This window comes from Glaciimonas sp. PCH181 (genome assembly GCF_003056055.1).
Taxonomy (GTDB): Bacteria; Pseudomonadota; Gammaproteobacteria; order Burkholderiales; family Burkholderiaceae_D; genus Glaciimonas.
This window is the reverse complement of the sequence record NZ_PYFP01000001.1, coordinates 926,766-944,742: the sequence shown is the minus strand read 5'-3', so window position 1 is coordinate 944,742 and position 17,977 is coordinate 926,766. Positions and strand designations below refer to the sequence as shown.

General features: G+C 53.2%; 19 protein-coding genes. 15 read left to right on the top strand and 4 right to left on the bottom strand.

The window, feature by feature from the left end; translation table 11 throughout:
* The first annotated feature begins 91 nt into the window (after positions 1-91).
* Genes C7W93_RS04220 through C7W93_RS04150 form a run of 15 tightly spaced genes read left to right on the top strand, consistent with a single transcriptional unit; the run spans position 92 to position 14,137 of the window.
* Positions 92-1,438, top strand: a complete 1,347-nt coding sequence (locus tag C7W93_RS04220) for a cytochrome-c peroxidase (RefSeq protein ID WP_108438898.1) — start codon at positions 92-94, stop codon at positions 1,436-1,438.
* 32 nt (positions 1,439-1,470) lie between these two features.
* On the top strand, positions 1,471-2,115 hold the full coding sequence (locus C7W93_RS04215; RefSeq protein ID WP_108438897.1) for a hypothetical protein: 645 nt from the start codon (positions 1,471-1,473) through the stop codon (positions 2,113-2,115).
* 50 nt (positions 2,116-2,165) lie between these two features.
* A complete protein-coding gene (locus C7W93_RS04210) occupies positions 2,166-3,056 on the top strand; it encodes a 2OG-Fe(II) oxygenase (RefSeq protein ID WP_108438896.1) in 891 nt (296 codons plus the stop codon).
* A gap of 46 nt (positions 3,057-3,102) precedes the next feature.
* A complete protein-coding gene (gene gspG, locus C7W93_RS04205) occupies positions 3,103-3,561 on the top strand; it encodes a type II secretion system major pseudopilin GspG (protein WP_108438895.1) in 459 nt (152 codons plus the stop codon).
* Complete coding sequence (locus C7W93_RS04200; RefSeq protein WP_108438894.1) at positions 3,561-4,070, top strand: GspH/FimT family pseudopilin; 510 nt, start codon at positions 3,561-3,563, stop codon at positions 4,068-4,070. The genes gspG and C7W93_RS04200 overlap by 1 nt, the downstream gene beginning before the upstream one ends.
* Positions 4,071-4,475, top strand: coding sequence for a type II secretion system minor pseudopilin GspI (gene gspI, locus C7W93_RS04195; RefSeq protein ID WP_108438893.1), 405 nt, complete (start codon positions 4,071-4,073; stop codon positions 4,473-4,475).
* A complete protein-coding gene (locus C7W93_RS04190; RefSeq protein WP_108438892.1) occupies positions 4,465-5,127 on the top strand; it encodes a type II secretion system protein J in 663 nt (220 codons plus the stop codon). The genes gspI and C7W93_RS04190 overlap by 11 nt, the downstream gene beginning before the upstream one ends.
* On the top strand, positions 5,124-6,110 hold the full coding sequence (gspK, locus tag C7W93_RS04185; protein ID WP_225869744.1) for a type II secretion system minor pseudopilin GspK: 987 nt from the start codon (positions 5,124-5,126) through the stop codon (positions 6,108-6,110). Before C7W93_RS04190 ends, gspK begins: the two co-directional genes overlap by 4 nt.
* Positions 6,111-6,126: 16 nt before the next feature.
* The gene (gene gspL, locus C7W93_RS04180) at positions 6,127-7,392 is read left to right on the top strand and encodes a type II secretion system protein GspL (protein WP_146177517.1); all 1,266 of its coding nucleotides are present in this window, start codon (positions 6,127-6,129) and stop codon (positions 7,390-7,392) included.
* On the top strand, positions 7,389-7,898 hold the full coding sequence (gene gspM, locus C7W93_RS04175; protein ID WP_108438890.1) for a type II secretion system protein GspM: 510 nt from the start codon (positions 7,389-7,391) through the stop codon (positions 7,896-7,898). The genes gspL and gspM overlap by 4 nt, the downstream gene beginning before the upstream one ends.
* Positions 7,891-8,715, top strand: coding sequence for a type II secretion system protein N (locus tag C7W93_RS04170; RefSeq protein WP_108438889.1), 825 nt, complete (start codon positions 7,891-7,893; stop codon positions 8,713-8,715). Before gspM ends, C7W93_RS04170 begins: the two co-directional genes overlap by 8 nt.
* Positions 8,712-10,913: a type II secretion system secretin GspD gene (gene gspD / locus C7W93_RS04165; protein ID WP_108438888.1), complete on the top strand. Its 2,202-nt coding sequence runs from the start codon at positions 8,712-8,714 to the stop codon at positions 10,911-10,913. The genes C7W93_RS04170 and gspD overlap by 4 nt, the downstream gene beginning before the upstream one ends.
* Positions 10,910-12,355: a type II secretion system ATPase GspE gene (gene gspE, locus C7W93_RS04160; RefSeq protein WP_201747157.1), complete on the top strand. Its 1,446-nt coding sequence runs from the start codon at positions 10,910-10,912 to the stop codon at positions 12,353-12,355. The genes gspD and gspE overlap by 4 nt, the downstream gene beginning before the upstream one ends.
* 33 nt (positions 12,356-12,388) lie before the next feature.
* A complete protein-coding gene (gene gspF, locus C7W93_RS04155; RefSeq protein ID WP_108438886.1) occupies positions 12,389-13,609 on the top strand; it encodes a type II secretion system inner membrane protein GspF in 1,221 nt (406 codons plus the stop codon).
* 36 nt (positions 13,610-13,645) lie between these two features.
* Positions 13,646-14,137: a type II secretion system protein N gene (locus C7W93_RS04150; RefSeq protein ID WP_161539875.1), complete on the top strand. Its 492-nt coding sequence runs from the start codon at positions 13,646-13,648 to the stop codon at positions 14,135-14,137.
* A gap of 142 nt (positions 14,138-14,279) precedes the next feature.
* On the opposite strand, the gene C7W93_RS04145 is transcribed toward C7W93_RS04150, so the two are convergent.
* From C7W93_RS04145 to C7W93_RS04130, 4 genes are read right to left on the bottom strand one after another with little or no spacing between them, the layout of a single operon-like run.
* A complete protein-coding gene (locus tag C7W93_RS04145) occupies positions 14,280-14,648 on the bottom strand; it encodes a RidA family protein (protein ID WP_108438884.1) in 369 nt (122 codons plus the stop codon).
* A gap of 55 nt (positions 14,649-14,703) precedes the next feature.
* Positions 14,704-15,987 carry a histidinol dehydrogenase gene (gene hisD / locus C7W93_RS04140; protein ID WP_108438883.1) on the bottom strand — a complete coding sequence of 428 codons (1,284 nt, stop codon included), beginning with the start codon at positions 15,985-15,987 and terminating at the stop codon, positions 14,704-14,706.
* 28 nt (positions 15,988-16,015) lie between these two features.
* On the bottom strand, positions 16,016-16,720 hold the full coding sequence (locus tag C7W93_RS04135; RefSeq protein ID WP_108438882.1) for a GntR family transcriptional regulator: 705 nt from the start codon (positions 16,718-16,720) through the stop codon (positions 16,016-16,018).
* A 9-nt stretch (positions 16,721-16,729) separates the two neighbouring features.
* The gene (locus C7W93_RS04130; protein WP_161539874.1) at positions 16,730-17,974 is read right to left on the bottom strand and encodes an FAD-binding oxidoreductase; all 1,245 of its coding nucleotides are present in this window, start codon (positions 17,972-17,974) and stop codon (positions 16,730-16,732) included.
* Between the last annotated feature and the right edge of the window lie 3 nt (positions 17,975-17,977).

Sequence of the window (17,977 nt, the reverse complement as noted above, 5' to 3'; positions counted from 1 at the left end):
CAGTTTCTATTTCTCGGAATGCTGTGAAAGCAAACGCTTTTGCAGCATTCGTTTTCAGTATTTTGGGAGCAGTCCTTTGATTCAACGAAGCATGTTTACCCGGGTATGTCTTGGGAGTGTGGTCGCCTCAATAGTGTTGAGCCTGTCAGCTTGCAGTGGTGGCGGCGACAGTAGTGCCGCTGTGACCCCGCCAGTGCCCCCCCAAGTCGCGCTAAGCCTTGCAGCACAGGTCGGCAAACAAATGTTTTTTGACGCTACCCTGTCCGGATCTGGAAAAATGTCGTGCGCCACCTGCCATGACCCAAAATCCGCCTATGGACCACCGAATAATCTGGCCGTGCAATTAGGTGGCCCAACGTTGACCGCTCTGGGCAACCGCGCCGTACCGTCCTTGCGTTACAAAGAAAATACTCCCGCCTATGCCGATTTGCTGGATAACCCTGATGGCATCAGTGTGCCCGGTCCCGGCGGCGGCTTTACTTGGGATGGCCGCGCCAACAGCTTGGCGGATCAGGCAAAAATTCCCTTATTAGACCCGCGCGAAATGGCTAATACCAGCCCCGCGAACGTCGTCACCAAGGTACAGGCGTCTGCGTATGCAGCGCTGTTCAAGCAAGCGTTCGGCAGCAACGCGTTTGCCGATACCAACGCAGCATTTAATAATGCAGTCGCCGCGCTACAGGCCTTTCAGCTGGAAGACGTGAGTTTCCACCCGTATAACAGTAAGTTCGATCTCTATGCAGGAAATAAAATCGGTGGCACGCTGACCGCTGCCGAAACCCGTGGGCTGAAACTGTTTTCTGATCCGGCCACCGCTAATTGCGCATCTTGCCATTATCAGGGCGCAGGATTAAACGGCAGTTCAGCGTTGTTCACCGATTTTTCTTATGAGGCGATCAGTGTGCCGCGCAATCCGGGCATTCCGGATAACAATAATCCGGCCTATTTTGATATGGGTATCTGCGGTCCGATCAGAACCGACCATTTGCCGACCAGTGCAGGCGCGCCAAATACGTTTTGCGGCATGTTCAAGGCACCGACGCTTCGGAATGTGGCAACGCGCACTGCTTTTTTCCACAACGGCGTCATGCATTCGTTAGAGCAGGTCATCCAGTTTTATAACACCCGCGATACGATGCCGGAAATCTGGTATCCGACCGTCGGCGGTGTGGCAAAAACGGTGAATGATCCGACATTTCCGACTTTCGGTCTGATCAAAACCCAATATGTCGGCGGCACCGTACAAAAATATAACGATTTGCCGTCAGCTTATCTCACCAATATCGATACGCAAATGCCGCTAGACGGGCGTGCTGCGGGCAGTGCGCCGCCGATGTCGGATCAAAATGTGGCGGATTTGATTTGCTTCCTGAAGACGCTTAACGATGACTTTGTTCCGTCTAAAACGCCGCCGACTTCCGGTGCTTGTGTGAACTAAATTTGCTTAACTTTTAATTGCTATTATCCCCTATGAAGAAAATTATTATCGGCACACTGTGCGTTTTAGCTATCGCTGGATGCTCGACCAAGTCAGACGCGAATCTGGCGAATTTTACGGTAGGCATGAATGACTATCTGGCCAAAAAGGGTGATCTTTGTCTGGCTAAATACAACTGGCCGATTGATGTCACCCAGAAGGAAATGGATGCCAGTGGCAGAAATGCATTGCAGATGCCGGTGTTAGAAAAAGTTGGGCTGGTGCAGTCTTCGGTGGCGCAGGTCGCGGTAAAAGATGCGGAGAGCGGCGTCAGTACCGGCGAGATGATTAACGTCAAACGCTACGATCTGACGGCCACCGGGAAGAAATATTATCTGACGAAAGAGATGCATACCGCCACCTCTGACGGCAGTATCGTCGTCCACCAGGGCGATTTTTGTGCTGCCAGGCTGACGCTGGACAAGGTGCTGGGATGGGAGTTGCAAAAATCCGATAAAAATGGCGATCAGGCTGTCGTCACTTACACCTACAAAGTTGATGCCGCACCATGGACCGGCGATGCCGAGGTGCGCAAAGTATTTCCGATGGTAAGTCGCATCGTTCTGGGCGCGGGCGCGATGCAGTTAAAAGAAAGTTTCCGCAAGACTGAACAGGGCTGGGTTGCGGTTAATTTATAGCATCCGTTGTGTCTTAAATAAATGAAAAATCAGTAATCGATGAATATTAAATGAGCTCTGTCATTCGTTTTTCTCCAGATTTAAGTAGCTGGATTTTACATAACCTGAATCAGGGTTGCGATCCCGCTGCGCTGATTCAGGAGATGCAGGCGCAACAGATGACCGCGCCAGTGGCGCAAACAATTGTCGCCGCTTTTATTGCCGCACGTCAATCCGGTCGTCCCACGCCTGTCGATTCGGTAGAAATGGATGAGCAGGCACAGCCGTATATCTATGAGACACCGATTTTGCGTCCTGGCGCGACGATTCAGACCGCTGACCGGTTTGTGCGCGTCGCCGCCAGAGCGGAACGCCCGATGCTGGCGGTGCTGGAAAATGTCTTTAGCGCCGAAGAATGCGAAACATTAATCGCGATGGCAAAACCTCGCCTTACCCCCTCAACTTTAGTCGATCCGCAGACCGGAATGAACGTCATCAGCGGCCAGCGCAGCAGTTTCGGCATGTTTTTTAGACTAGCCGAAAATCCCTTCATTGCACGCCTTGACCGGCGTATTTCTGATGTGATAAATTTGCCGATGGAGAACGGCGAAGGGCTACAGATTTTGTATTACCCGACCGGCGCGCAGAGTGCGCCACATTTTGATTTTTTGGTGCCGTCCAATGCAGCAAATCACGCTTCGCTACAGCGCAGCGGACAACGCGTCAGCACGATGGTCACCTATCTGAACAATGTGGCATCCGGTGGCGAGACGGTATTTCCCGAAGCAGGATGGCGTGTTTCTCCACAGCAAGGTAACGCGGTTTATTTTGAGTATTGCAACAGCATGAATCAACTGGATCACGCTTCGCTACACGCTAGCAGTTTGATTGTTGAGGGAGAGAAATGGGTTGCCACCAAATGGATGCGGCAACGCCGGTTTATCTCTGCAGATGTTTCCTAATAATTACTATTCAGTCAGACAATCCGGCATACCAACAAGGAATTCAATGTGTAACCCAGTCTTCCGTAGCGCGCGACATCGCTATGCGGCCAGCGTGCAACGCGGCTTTACGCTGATCGAAATTATGGTCGTTGTCGTCATTATGGGGATTCTGGCAGCACTGATTGTGCCCAAATTAATGGGCCGTACCGACGATGCGCGGGTCATGGCGGCGCGGCAGGATATTTCGACCTTGATGCAGGCGCTGAAGATCTACAAGCTCGATACCCGCCGCTATCCGACTACTGAACAAGGGTTGCAGGCGCTGGTGGTGAAGCCAGCCACCGGAGCGGATGGCTGGAAAACCGGCGGTTACATCGACAAGGTGCCAAAAGATCCTTGGGGAAACCCGTATCAATATCTGTCGCCGGGCATAAAAGGCGAGATTGATGTGTTTAGCTATGGCGCGGATGGTCAGCCGGGTGGCGAAGGTAACGATGCGGATATCGGTTCGTGGGATCTTTAATGCCCGTTGCGCTATCTCGCTCACAGCGCGATTTACGGCAGCCGATGCGCTCGCAGGGCTTTACCTTGCTAGAGCTGTTGGTAGTGGTCGTGATTGCGGGTATTACGCTGGGGGTTGTATCGTTTCGTGCATTAAATAATGATCGACAGGCATTACAGAGCGACGCGCAACGGATTGCGCTTTTGCTACAGTTGACCCGCGACGAAGCGATTTTGCGAAATCGACCGACCGCGTTTGAAGCCGACGGTGACGGCTATCGTTTTCTGGTCAGTGGGGCTGCCGGCTGGCAGGCGTTGGATCAAAATGACTTGCTGCGACCGCGTACATTTACGCGCGCGCCGCTGCGCTTGTCGATAGCGCCGGCGCAGGTGAATACCGGATCGGCGGCGACACTGCGGATTACTTTCGGCCGTGAACCTATCGATAAGCCATTTTTGCTAACACTGAATGCCGGGGACGATAGCGTGGTTGTACGCGCTGATGGCATTGGTCATTTTTCCATTGAATAGATGACCATTTCAGTCTTTCGAGCCGGCTCTCGGAAACCACACCTGGCAGCAGGCTTCACGCTGCTGGAAGTGCTGGTCGCATTGGTCATTGTCGGCACGGCGCTGGGTGCCAGCTTACGTGCCATTGGCAGTCTGGCAAAAAATGGTAGCGGTTTACGGGTCACGATGATGGCGACCTGGTCTGCTGAAAATCAACTAACGCAAATTCGTCTGGCACATATCTGGCCACCGCTTGGCGACGCTTCTTTTAGCTGCCCGCAAGACGGCTGGCAACTGCGTTGTGAACAACATGTGTTAGCGACGCCGAATCCTTATTTCAGACGCGTTGAGGTGCAGGTTTTCGACGACGCCGATCCACTGCGACAGATCGTTAAATTGACACAAGTGGTATCAAATGGCGCGTAAGTTGGCGGATTCTCCGCTCTTATATACGGTGGTTAAACGTTGCTCCGGCGGCTTTACGTTGGTCGAAATGATCGTCGCCATCGGCATACTGGCGCTGGTCGCCGTGCTTGGATGGCGCGGTTTGGACGGTATCGTGCGCGCCCGCGTTGCGCTGACCGCCGAACTGGAACAAACGCGTGGTATGCAACTGACGTTTGCACAATTACAGAGCGACACTGCGCAGCTTGCGCCAGCCGCATTGATAGGCGCACGTCCGGCATTGGCGGCAACGGCAAATGGCCTCACCATGATTCGATTGGTGCTGGCCGATCAACAGCCCACTCGATTAGAGGTGGTGAGTTACCGTTTGCGCAATGGCGTACTGAGCCGTCAGGAATCGCCATCAACCCGCGCTTTGCCAGACCTTGACGCTGCATGGCAAGCGGCAGTCAGCGATACCAACAACGCCGCGGCTGGCTTGCAACCAATAGTGTTGCAATCCGACATTGCGAGCATGCAAATACGCGTATGGGACCAGATCGGCCAAATCTGGCATGGGGCTGATGGCGCTGCGGCGGCTGGCTCGGCCAATTGGGCCGGGTTAGAAATGGGCTTGCAATTGCGCGGACACGATGGGCGCGCTGTGAAAACCTTTTTTCTGGGTGCGACGTGACCAAGTTGCTGCCCAGTCAATTTTCCGCACGGCAATTATCCCGCCAGCACGGCGTGGCGATTGTGACTGCGTTGCTATTAACCGCGCTGGCGGTCACGCTGGTATCTAGCTTGTTCTGGCAGCAGCAGGTGCAAGTACGGTCGATTGAAAATCAACGACTGCAATTACAGAAAGACTGGATTTTGCGCGGCGCACTTGATTGGGCAGCGACGATATTGCGGGTCTCCGCTAGTGGGTCAAATGTCGATTATCTGGGTCAATCCTGGTCTTTACCATTGGCGGAGACGCGTCTCGATAGCTACGTGGATGGGGCTCAGGCCAGCGGCGGCAGTGCAAACGACAACGAAGTTATTCTGTCGGGCCGTATCGTCGATGCGCAGTCGCGCTACAACTTGACCAATCTGAGTAGCAATGGCGCAGTCAACCCGATTGAACTGGCGACCTTTAAGCGGCTGCTAATCAACTTGCATTTGTCGCCAGACTTGGGCGATACCGTGGCCGCAGCCGTGGCGGCCACACAAGTTTCAAAAGCGCCCCAAAATCAAGCTGCTTCAACGGATACCAATGTTGCATTGCCCCTGCTGCATACCGAGGATTTGCTGGCGTTGCCTGGCATCAGTCCGGCGATTCTCCGCAGCTTGCAAGACTTTGTTGTGGTGCTACCAATAATGACGCCTATCAATCTGAATACCACGTCGGCAGCGGTATTGAACGCTAGTTTTGAAGGCTTGTCGCCATCAGATGCAGCATCGCTGATTGCCAGTCGTACGGCAGCTTACTTTCGCGATGGTGCGGATTTTTCGACCCGTTTGCCCGGCAACACCGCGATTTCTGCGACCAGCAATCCTGAGCCGGTCGGATTTTCCAGTAGTTTTTTTTTGGTCTATGGCAACGTCCGCATGGGCCGTGCGACCAGCGATACCGTGTCATTAATTAAACGTGAATTCAATCACACCAGCGTGCTCTGGACTAAAGAACACTAGAAATGAGTGAGATTTTTTGAGTACTTTATTTATCCGACTTCCTTCGCGTGCGATGTGCGACAGCGCCGCCGAGGTCGCCATGCCACCATGCCTGTTTGCGTTGGTTTCTGACGCTGGCCAGATTGTGCAGCAAGGTTGCGAACCGATCGCTGCGCTGAGTTCTCTGATCGCGGAAGCCGAGCGGGCAGTGCTGCTGCTGGCCGCCGCTGATGTGACGCTGCTGCGCATGCCCGCGCCGCCGTTATCTGCCAGCCGCTTAAAGGCCGCGTTACCGCATCTGGTGGAAGATCATCTGCTCGTCGCGCCAGCCGATTGCGTGATGGTCATCGACAATGGGAAGCATCTGACAGGCGATAAGTTGCGACAGATTGCTGTGGTCCAGCGCGACTGGCTGACGTTGTTGGAGCAGACATTTACGGCGCTGGGTGCACGTCATTTGCAAGCCTTGCCTGCGCAACTTTGCGTGCCTTGGCGTGAGGATGGTGCTGTCGCCGTGATGACTGAATATGGTCTGGAAACTGACATCGCCTTACGTCTATCTACGCATGCAGGTATCGGCTGGTTGGCTGCGTCGGAGCAGTCCTTGCCACAAGACATCATTACTGGATTGCGGGGTGTCGTCCCGCAGCAGCCGATGACGCTGTATGTGCCTGCTGCCAGTTATACCGCCTATAGCGCTTGCGCCAGCGACGATATAACGGTGTTGGTTGATGATTGGGCGCACTGGATTGGCGCAATCCAGGGTGAACGCAATAACGGCGTAATGGATTTAATGGCCGGGCTGAATTTGCGCACTAACAATGTCCAGTGGCGCAATTGGCGTTGGCCATTGGGTCTGGTAATCGCCTTGCTGCTGGTGAATATCGTAAGCCTTAATCTCGATTGGTGGAATTTACGGCGCGAGGCGAATGCGCTGAGGACCGGCATGACCAATAGCTACCGCGCTGCCTATCCGAATGAGACCGTGATTATCGATCCGATTGCGCAGGCCCGGCAAAAGATTACGCTGGCCGAGCGGCAGGGCGGGCAGCTGGATGCCGATGATTTTATTCCGCTGGTGGCGCGCTTTGGTGATGCATGGGCTAGCTTGCCTGCGTCTAAAACAAGCGCAAAAGAGGCTATCGCGGGCGTGGAATATCACGATCATCAGCTTTTTGTACGGTTCAAAAATGCTGCGGATGCTGACGCTTATCGTTCTCAAATCAAAGCAGCGCTGGAAGCTGCACAGTTATCGCTGGTGTCGACGGAAGCAGCAGTATGGAAAATCGGACAAATTAAATGACAACCATACATGCGTTACCGATGCGACTCGCCCAGTTATTCCAAGATTTCTGGCAGCAGCGCCAGCCACGCGAACGCACTGTGCTGGGATGCGGCTTTGCAGTGGTTTTGTTGGCATTGCTGTATCTGGTATTGATTGATCCTGCACTTAGCGGACGACTGCGTTTGCAGAAGAGTCTTCCTGTTTTGCACCAGCAATCGGCACAACTGCAATCGTTGCTGACTAAGGCGGGGACCTTAGCAGGCCATGCAGCCCAGCCATCAGCCCCGATCAGCAAAGAGGCTATCGAAGCCGCGTTGCAGCGCAAGGGATTGCTGGCAAAAAGTATTGTTATGAGCGGTGATATTGCTAAGGTGCAACTGTCCGATGTGGCTTTTTCAGGTTTGCTGGATTGGCTTGACGATGCGCAGAAAACCTCGCAATGGCAGGTGATCGATGCCACCGTGAATGCGCAAGCGGGCACGGTGAATGCCAGCGTAACGCTGCGGCAGCAACAGCATGACTAGTATCAATCGCGTAGATAAAGATAAAGGAAAAAACCATCCATTTTTGTGGAGTGGCGCTGTGTTGTTGAGTGTGCTGATCACGCTGACGGTATTTCTGCCTGCTGCGTGGCTGGCGTCGGTGCTGGAAACGCAGACCGCTGGGCGCATTGTGTTGGGCGATGCGCAAGGCACGCTGTGGCATGGGTCTGCTTTTATTGGCGCGGCAGGTCCAAAAACCGATGGAAAAGACACTTTTACGCCGTTGTTACCGGGGCGCATTGTGTGGACATTGTCACCGTTGATGTTAGTCGGACGAACGGATCTGCGCCTGGAAAATGCGCTGGCGCTATCGCAACCGGTCAGCATCAGCGGCGATTGGCGGATATGGACCATTTCTGCCAGTAGCATTGCGTTACCGGCAGAACAGCTGACGGCATTGGGCGCGCCCTGGAATACCTTGCAACCATCCGGCCAGATGGTGCTGGCATGGCAGCCATTGCGGTTGTCGCTGGCGGCAAAACAGGGTGCCGATTTGCATGGATTGATGACATTGGCGTTGACGGCAATGGCTTCGCGGTTATCACCCGTCAAGCCTCTGGGTAGCTATCGCATTGGTCTGGATTGGCAGGGACAGCACGCAGCCATAGGCGTGGAAACGCTTAGCGGTCCGCTGCTGCTGGTTGGAAAAGGGATGTTGAATAACGGTCATGTAGATTTTTCAGGGACCGCGCAAGCGGCACAGGGTCAGGAAGAGAAGTTGGCGGGATTGCTACGCTTTCTTGGTCAGCCTAGTCGGATTAACGGCAAAGATGTCATCGAATTAGCATTTAAATCATGAAAACAAAATTATCGAAGTTGACCGCAAGTTTGCACGTCACTGGTGCCATTGTCATCTGTGTGGCTGCCATTGCTGTAACACCAGCTGCATTTGCAGCGAATACTGGTGCCATCGAAAGTACCAATGGACAAGCCGTGATGAATTTTGTGGGGGGCGATGTCGATTCTGTGATTAAGGCCATTGGTCAGTACGCCAATATCACTTTCATCATCGATCCGCGGGTCAAGGGAACGATCAATCTGGCATCAGAAAAACCCCTGACTAAGTCGCAAGCGGTGGCGTTGCTGGCGTCGACGCTGCGCTTGCAAGGCTATGCGCTGGTAAGCGGCGACGGCTTTGTGAAGGTGGTGCCGGAAGCCGATGCCAAGTTGCAGCTATCGTCGACTCAGGCGCGCTCTGCCCGTGGCGATCAGATCGCGACGCAAATTTTTTCGCTGAATTATGAATCCGCAGCAAATATTTTGCCGGTGCTGCGACCGCTGATTTCGCCCAATAACACGATTAACGCTAATCCCGGTAACAACACGCTGGTCGTTACCGACTATGCCGAGAACTTGCAACGTCTGGGAAAAATGATCGCTGCGCTGGACGTGCCTGCGGTCAGCGATCTGGATGTGATTCCGATCCGCTACGCCGTCGCCAGCGATATCGCCGTTATGACTGAAAAATTAATGGATAGCGGCCCGGCGGCGCAAGGGGCGAGCGATAGCGGTCGGATTATAGTTTTAGCCGATTCCCGCACCAATTCCGTGATTGTCCGTGCGCCGTCCAGCGGTCGCGCTAATCTCGCCAAGGCGCTGATCGCTAAACTTGATCAGCCGACGACGCAAGTCGGTAACGTGCACGTGGTGTACCTGAAAAATGCCGATGCGGTGAAACTGGCGCACACGTTACGCTCGATAGTCTCGTCCGATACATCATCGACCTCAACGCCAGCATCTGCATCCTCTTCAGCCTCATCATCATCCAGCCCAGCTGCGGCTAGCGGCAGTATGTTGCAAAGTTCGGCCAGCGGTGCTGCGCCGACAGCATCGCCAGGCGGATCTGCGCAATCCTCCAATAGCAACGGCGGTGGCTTTATTCAGGCTGACGAAACCACGAATACGCTGATCATTACCGCTAGCGAGCCGGTATATCGCAGCCTTCGGGGCGTGATCGATCAGCTCGATACGCGTCGTGCCCAAGTCTATGTTGAGGCGTTGATCGTAGAAGTGACGGATACGGTAACGGCGCGGCTTGGTGTGCAATGGCTGGCGCTCAGCGGTAATTCCACTAGCAACTATCGGGTGGGCGGCGGCACCAGTTTCGGCACCGGCGGCGACAATATCGTGAATCAGGCGATCTCGCTTAGTTCTAGTTCTGGCAGTCCATTGCCGCCCAGCAATGGTTTGACGATAGGTATATTCCGCCAAATCGCGGGCAAAATTGGACTGGGTGCACTGGCAACGGCACTCGATGGAAAAGACGGCAGCAGCGTGTTGTCGATGCCTAATTTGCTGACGCTGGACAATGAAGAAGCCAAAATCATCGTCGGCCAGAACGTGCCGTTTATTACCGGTTCGTATGTGCCGAATTCCGGCGGTGCGGCGCAGAATCCATTTCAGACGATTGAGCGTAAAGATGTCGGCGTCGGCTTGCGCGTAAAACCGCATATTTCCGAAGGCGGCACGGTGCGTATGGAAATCTCGCAGGAAGTTTCTAGCGTGGACCCCACCAGTCTGACCAATCCGGCCGGATTGACGACCAATAAACGTTCGTTGGATACCAATGTGGTGATGAACGATGGCGAGATTATCGTGCTGGGCGGGTTGATTGGCGACAATAAAGCCAACTCAGTCCAAAAGGTGCCTTTATTGGGCGATCTGCCGTTTATCGGCAATTTCTTTAAATATCAAAGTGGCTCACGGGCAAAAACCAATCTGATGATCTTTTTGCGACCGACGGTGATTCGCAATCAAGATCAAAGCGGTACTGTCGTGGCCGACCGCTACGATTACATGCGTCAGGGTCAGATGAGCGTCGAGCCGGGAAAGTCTCTGTTAAAGGATTTTGGCTCCGCGGTTGTCCCGGCACTACAAGATGGGGGCCCGTTCATGCAATTGCCTGCTAAAGCATCAGGCTTGCCAAAAGTGCCGTTATCGGAAGCAGTAACGCCGCCGACGTTGGCACCGGCGGCATTGCCGGACCGCACACCATGAGCACGTTACCCATGGCGGACACCCGTTTGTTGCCCTATGCATTCGCCCGAAAATTTGGGTTGTTGGCGCAACGCGACGAGGGTGTAAATACGGCCGCAATTACGCTGTGGATATCCGAGGCAACGCAACCGAGCGCGATTGCTGAGGTCAGTCGGCGTTTCGGCCGTATCCGCTTGCAAACAATGCCGCACAGCGCACTGGAAACGGCGATTGCCAAAGCGTATGAAGGGGCGGGCGGCGATGCGGCGCAGGTGGTGGATGAATTTGAATCCGATCTGGATTTTGCGCGCCTGATGCAGGATTTGCCCGCAATCGAAGACTTGCTGGAGTCATCCGATGATGCGCCAGTGATACGGATGATTAACGTATTGTTGACACAGGCTTTGCGTGATGGTGCCTCCGATATTCATATCGAGCCGTTTGAACAAATTTCTGTAGTACGCTTCCGCATCGATGGCGGTCTGCGCGATATCGTGCGGCCAAAGAAGGCGGTGCATGCGTCGCTGATTTCACGCGTCAAAATCATGGCGCAACTGGATATCGCCGAAAAGCGCTTGCCGCAGGATGGCCGTATCACGCTGCGTATCGGCGGCAAACCGGTCGATGTACGGGTCTCGACGCTGCCGACTGGCCACGGCGAACGCGTGGTACTGCGTCTGCTGGATAAGGACGCCGGACGTCTGAATTTGCAGCATCTTGGCATGAGTCCTGAGATGCTGCCGCAGTTTGAAAAGCTGATTGCACAGCCGCATGGGATTGTGCTGGTGACTGGGCCGACTGGCTCGGGTAAGACGACGACGCTGTACGCCGCGTTATCGCAGCTAAACACGGGCGACACGAATATTCTGACGGTTGAAGATCCGATTGAATACGAACTGGCTGGCGTCGGTCAGACGCAGGTTAATGCGCGCATCGATATGAGCTTTGCCAAGGCGCTGCGGGCGATGCTGCGGCAAGATCCTGACGTGATTATGATCGGAGAAATCCGTGATCTGGAAACCGCACAAATCGCGGTGCAAGCGTCGCTTACCGGGCATTTAGTATTAGCGACGTTGCATACCAATGATGCCGCAGCAGCCGTGACGCGATTGCTGGATATGGGGATCGAACCATTCTTGTTGTCGTCATCGCTGCTGGGTGTGGTTGCGCAACGGCTGGTGCGTAAATTGTGCACGCATTGTCGTCGTCATGACGGTGAAGTATGGCATGCGGTGGGCTGCGAACGTTGCGGTCATACCGGTTACCACGGGCGTATCGGGGTCTATGAATTGTTGCTGGCAACAGATGAGATTCAGTCGCTGATTCACCACCGCGCTTCGGAAGCGGAGATCCAACAAATCGCGCAACGCGATGGCATGCAAACCATGCGGTCCGATGGCGAACGTTGGTTGCGGGACGGCGTCACGACGCAGGCGGAATTGTTGCGGGTGACTAAAGAATAATGCAGACGATGTCTAACCTAAGCGAGAACTAGCGTGCCAGCATTTCGTTATGAAGCGGTGGATGCCGTCGGCGGCACAGTCAAAGGTGTGCTGAATGCCGACAGCGCTAAAGTGGCTCGCACCGATTTGCGTGCGCAAGGCTTATTGCCGATTTCGGTCGAGGCAGTAGGGGCGCAAATGGACGCCGCCGGAAATCTGCAACGGCGACGCTTTGGCGAACATTTATCGACGATAGAAATCGCCTTGTTTACCCGGCAATTAGCCAGTTTGTTAGAAGCCAGTCTGCCACTGGAGCAGGCTCTGACCGCCTTGCTGGAGCAGGCCGAGCGGACGTATCAACGCGATTTGATTGCCTCGATTCGGTCCGATGTCATGGGGGGAGCATCGCTATCCAGCGCACTCGCCAGTCATCCGCGTGATTTTGTGGATATTTATCGTTCGCTAGTCGCTTCGGGTGAACAAATCGGTCAACTAGCGCGCGTGTTGTCGCGCCTGGCCGATTACATCGAACGACGCAATGCTTTGGTACAAAAGATCAAACTGGCATTCACTTATCCCGCTATCGTGACGGTGGTGGCAATGGTGATTGTCATTTTTTTGCTGACGTATGTCGTCCCGCAGATCGTGGCGGTATTTGCCAATACCAAGCAGAAACTGCCCTTATTAACGGTATTGATGTTGGGCGCGTCCGACTTTGTGCGGCATTATGGCTGGCTGGTCCTGATCGGGTTGATTACGTTATTTTATAGCTGGCGTACCGCATTGAAAAACCCAGCAACAAAAATGCGCTGGCATACCTGGTTGTTGAGCGCCCCGATATACGGAAAATTCGAGCGCAGCCTGAATACCGCACGCTTTGCCAGTACGCTGGCGATTACTACCGGATCAGGCGTGCCGATCTTGAAAGCACTGGAAACCAGCCGCGATACGCTTTCTAATCTAGCCTTGCGAGAGCAAGTTGATACGGCGGCGGCGAACGTGCGCGAAGGCGTCGGGCTGGCACGGGCATTGGCGCTGCACAAACATTTTCCGCCGATGCTGATTCATATGATTCGCGCTGGCGAAGTGACCGGAGAATTGCCCGCCATGCTTGAGCGTGCCGCCAATGCGCAGGAGCAAGATCTGGAACGACGCGCAATGACCATCGCTGGGTTGCTGGAGCCAGCATTAATTCTGGCAATGGGCGTGGTGGTATTGCTGATTGTATTGGCGGTGCTGATGCCGATTATTGAAATCAATCAGTTGGTGCGCTAGTTGCGTAGCGCAATGACAATCGCAGGGGAACACCGCATGAATAGCTATTCGGCAACAAATGTAAGTCACACACTGCAGCGACATAGCAAGCGTTTGCCGGGGCTGCTTAGTCTGATCTTGTGCATCGCACTGTGCGTTTGCAGTACTTACTGGATCATGCAGCTAGTCAAGCCAGCATCGCGTGTCTTGCTTCCGATGCCACAGACGGAGGTGCCGCAGATCGATATTGCCTCGGCGTCAGGATTGTTCGGTGACCCCGCAGGACTAGCGGTTGCTGCAAGTAATTACCGTTTGGTGGGTGTGGTCGTGGCAAAAAATCCCGCCGAAAGCGTTGCAGTGATCAGTGCTAATGGTAAGCCGCCAGAATCACTCAGAATCGGCAAAGAAATCATGCCGGGAGCCAGCATCAAGGAAGTCCATGCGACTTATGTGCTGGTGTCTGAAGGAGGTATTCTCAAGCGTTTGATTTTGCCAGAACATGCACAGATGAATGCTGGGCTAGCCGAGGTGTCGCCGGTGCGTAAATAGTACGAGCATGAATGTGCGCGATGTAATCACATTAGAAAATTTGCGTACATAGAATACAAAAATGACCGCGATGTATTTAACGGTCATCTCAAACATAATTCAAAAAAATGCAAATTGACGTTCGCCAATTTGCATTTCAATGTTATTGCGTTAGTACGGCGCCAGTTACTACGATCTCGACACCCCATTGTGGATTTGCCAGTTGTGCCTGCACTGTTGCGCGTGATGGGCAGTGACCTTTTGGAATCCATTCATCCCATGCCGCGTTCATCTCCGCAATTTGTGCGATGTCTTTGAGGAAAATCTGACAGGACAGAATTTGGCTCTTGTCTGATCCGGCTTCTTTCAGCAATCTTTCGATATCAGCAAGTACTTCAGCAGTTTGTTCCTTAAGGCCAAGGGCGATGCTGTTACGTGGCACGCGTCCGGCCAGATAGGCAACATTGTTGAATATGGAGACGTCTGAGAGGCGCACGCCGATGTTAATACGCGAAATTTCTTTAGTGGTCATGTGTCATATTTCCAGGGTTGAGGTAAATGAATTACGTGGTTTGTATAGCCTGCGATCAGGCTGCTTTGATCTTTGGTTTGTAACGTTCGACGCGGATATCGGCTTGTCGCTGATGTCCTGCAAAACCTTCCAGTGCGCAAAGGCGTGCGCAGTATTCACCGATCTGCCAGCTAGCATCTTCTGTCAAGCGTTGAAAGGTGACGGTTTTAATGAATTTTCCGACCCAAAGACCGCCAGTAAAGCGTGCAGCGCGGGAGGTTGGCAACGTATGATTTGTACCGATGACTTTGTCGCCGTAACAGACGTTGGTCTCTTTGCCTTCAAATAGCGCGCCATAATTTTTTAACCGGTGTCGGAAAAACGCCGGATTGCGGGTCATCACCTGGACATGCTCGGACGCATATGCATCGCTTACCTGCGCCATTTCTTCCGGGCTGTCACATACGATTACTTCCCCGTGGTTTTCCCAGGCAGGTCGTGCAATCGCTGCTGTGCTGAGGGTCTGAAGCTGGCGCTCAATTTCCGCAATAACCTGCTCGCCCAAGAGGGTAGAGTCAGTTATAAAAATGGCTGGAGAATCAACGCCATGTTCCGCCTGACCGAGTAAATCAATGGCGATTAATTCTGCATCGCAGCTGTCGTCGGCGATAACTAACGTCTCGGTAGGACCGGCGACAAGATCAATCCCCACTGTACCGAAGAGTTGACGTTTGGCTTCCGCGACGTAGGCATTGCCGGGGCCAACAATCATATCGACCGGTTCGATGCCTTCAACCCCAAAGGCCATCGCTGCGAGCGCGTGTGCACCGCCCATGCAGTAAATTTCATCGGCCCCCGCCAATTTCATCGCTGCGACTACCGCGTCATTTGGCTTCCCTTGAAAGGGCGGGGTGATGGCGACAATCCGCGCTACGCCTGCAACCCGCGCCGTGACTACACCCATATGGGCCGATGCAACCAGCGGATATTTGCCGCCCGGCACATAGCATGCTGCGCTACTGACGGGGATATTCTGATGACCGAGGATTACCCCAGGACGGGTTTCTATCTCTAAATCCTGCAATGAAGCTTTTTGCGCCTGTGCGAAGTTCGTGATCTGTTCTTGTGCAAATCGAATATCCGCTAACGCTTGTTCTGGCACGCGTGCAATGCAGGCGTTAATTTCCTCCGTTGTCATCCGAAATGACAGGGGCTGCCATTTATCAAAGCGATTTGAGTAGTCCTGCAATGCTGAAAGGCCTTCTGTCCGTATGCGCTGCAGAATTTCGGTAACCGTCGCACGCACCTTTTCGCGATCCGCAACGACCATTTCAGGGCTGACTGATTTGAGCTTTTTCATAATATTTTTTAGTTAAAAAATGTACAAGTTAAATGGAGAGAATCAGATTTTTTTGGTTTCCAAGGACTTCTTTTATGGATTTTCGACTACGTTTAATGCCTTCCAGAGTTTCTTCTGCGACGCCTTTTTGATCTCCTGAAATAAGCATATCGATCATCGATTCGTGTCCGGTCTTCCAGGCCTTGGCGCGATTGCTTGTTGTGACGCTTATGTAGAGAATGCGAAGCGATTCTTCGTGTAATTGCGCCAGTGTGTTAGCCAGCCGACTATTGCCACAGGCGCGAGCAATGCCAATGTGAAATGCGGCGTTCGCTAAAAGAAAATCACGCTTTGCTTCTACATCGTGCAAGTCATAATCTCTGGTACAGGCCTCGTTTAGCGTGCTCAAGTATGTCCTTGTCACATTACCGGCAGCCAAACGCGCGGTTTCAGGCTCAATTAACTCTCGGGCATCAAATATTTCGTCGATGTCTTTAAGCGTTAAGGGCAAGACCACGTGGCCTTTGCGGGGCTTGCTTTGCAACCATCCGGCCTCTTTCAAGCGCGCTAGTGCACTGCGTACCGGCGCTTTCGTCACTGCGTATTCGGCCGCAAGCGAACTTTCAGAAATATCCGATCCTGGAAACAGGTCGCAAGTAATCACGCGTCGCTTGATATCGTCAAATATTTGCTGTTGCAGAGACTGGTCTGAAATACTGAAGTCTGGAAATGTTTGCAGAGTTGGTTTCATCATTGTTCCTACTTAAAATCGTTCAATTGAGAATGGCGTCCATTCATTATGGGTGTGCTTATCCAATCCACCCATCGCGATGTCGCGCACAACACGTCCGGTAAAAGAAGCACCAGTCAGGCCAACATGGCCATGGCCGAATGCACAAATAACGCGGGGATTATTCGGAAGGGGGCCGATTACCGGTAAAGAATCCGGCGTGCACGGTCTGTGTCCCATCCACTCACTGGTTTGTTCAACGTTTACCGTTGGATACATCTGCTGGGCCAGATCACGCAATAATGCAAAGCGTCGCCTTGTTGGCGGTGCGTTCAGACCTGCAATTTCAGCAGTTCCGGCAACTCGGAGGCCATCGTCCATAGGTGTGACCAAGGTTTTTTTCTCGCTCCATAATACGTTGCGTGTCGCCTTGACGCCAGAGTGTGCAATTTGGATGTGATATCCGCGCTGACTTTCCAAAGGTGCCTTCCAGCCCAATGGTTGGATCAATTCGTTTGACCATACCCCGGTTGCCAAAACAACTTGCCCGGTTTGTATGGAATTGCCATCCGTATGAATAAGCACACTGTCCTCAAGAGGCGCGATACGTTGGACGCTTCCAGAAATAAATTTCGCCCCGTTCTGAATACACGCCTGAATAAGCATCTGTACAAGCTGTTGCGGATTTGAACAGTGTCCGTGGGTTGGAAAGAATATGCCCGATCCAAACATTGGCGAGAGCGCCGGCTCGAATTCTCTGAGCTGTTTGCTATCCAGAATCAGTTGTTCTATCCCCAGTGACTTTCTTGCTTCTATCGCTGATTTTTCCTGTTCGAATCCTTCCTTTGTGCTGTACAGATAAAGCTGTCCGACTTTATGGATTAATTGTTCGGCACCAGCAAATGTGAATAGAGGCAAGTAATCGTCAAATGAAGCGCGCAGCATCTTGCGCATTCCTGTTGCTGCAAGCGCCGACTTGGCGGGCGTGCCTTGTCTGAGAAATTTTATGAGCCACGGTGTCGCTGCCGGGATGCGCTTCCATGCGACGACTAACGGTCCGTCGGGATCGAATAGCCAGCCGGGGATATGTTTAAACATGTCTGGCGTAGCTAATGGGAAGCTAATACTTGGGCTTAGTCCACCGGCGTTTCCAAAAGAGCAGCCCTCGCCGGGAAGCAAGCGATCAATAATAGTGACCTTTTTCCCAGCCAGAACCAGATTGGCGGCGCATGCAGCGCCGACGATACCTGCCCCAATGACGACAACATCATCTTTCAATTT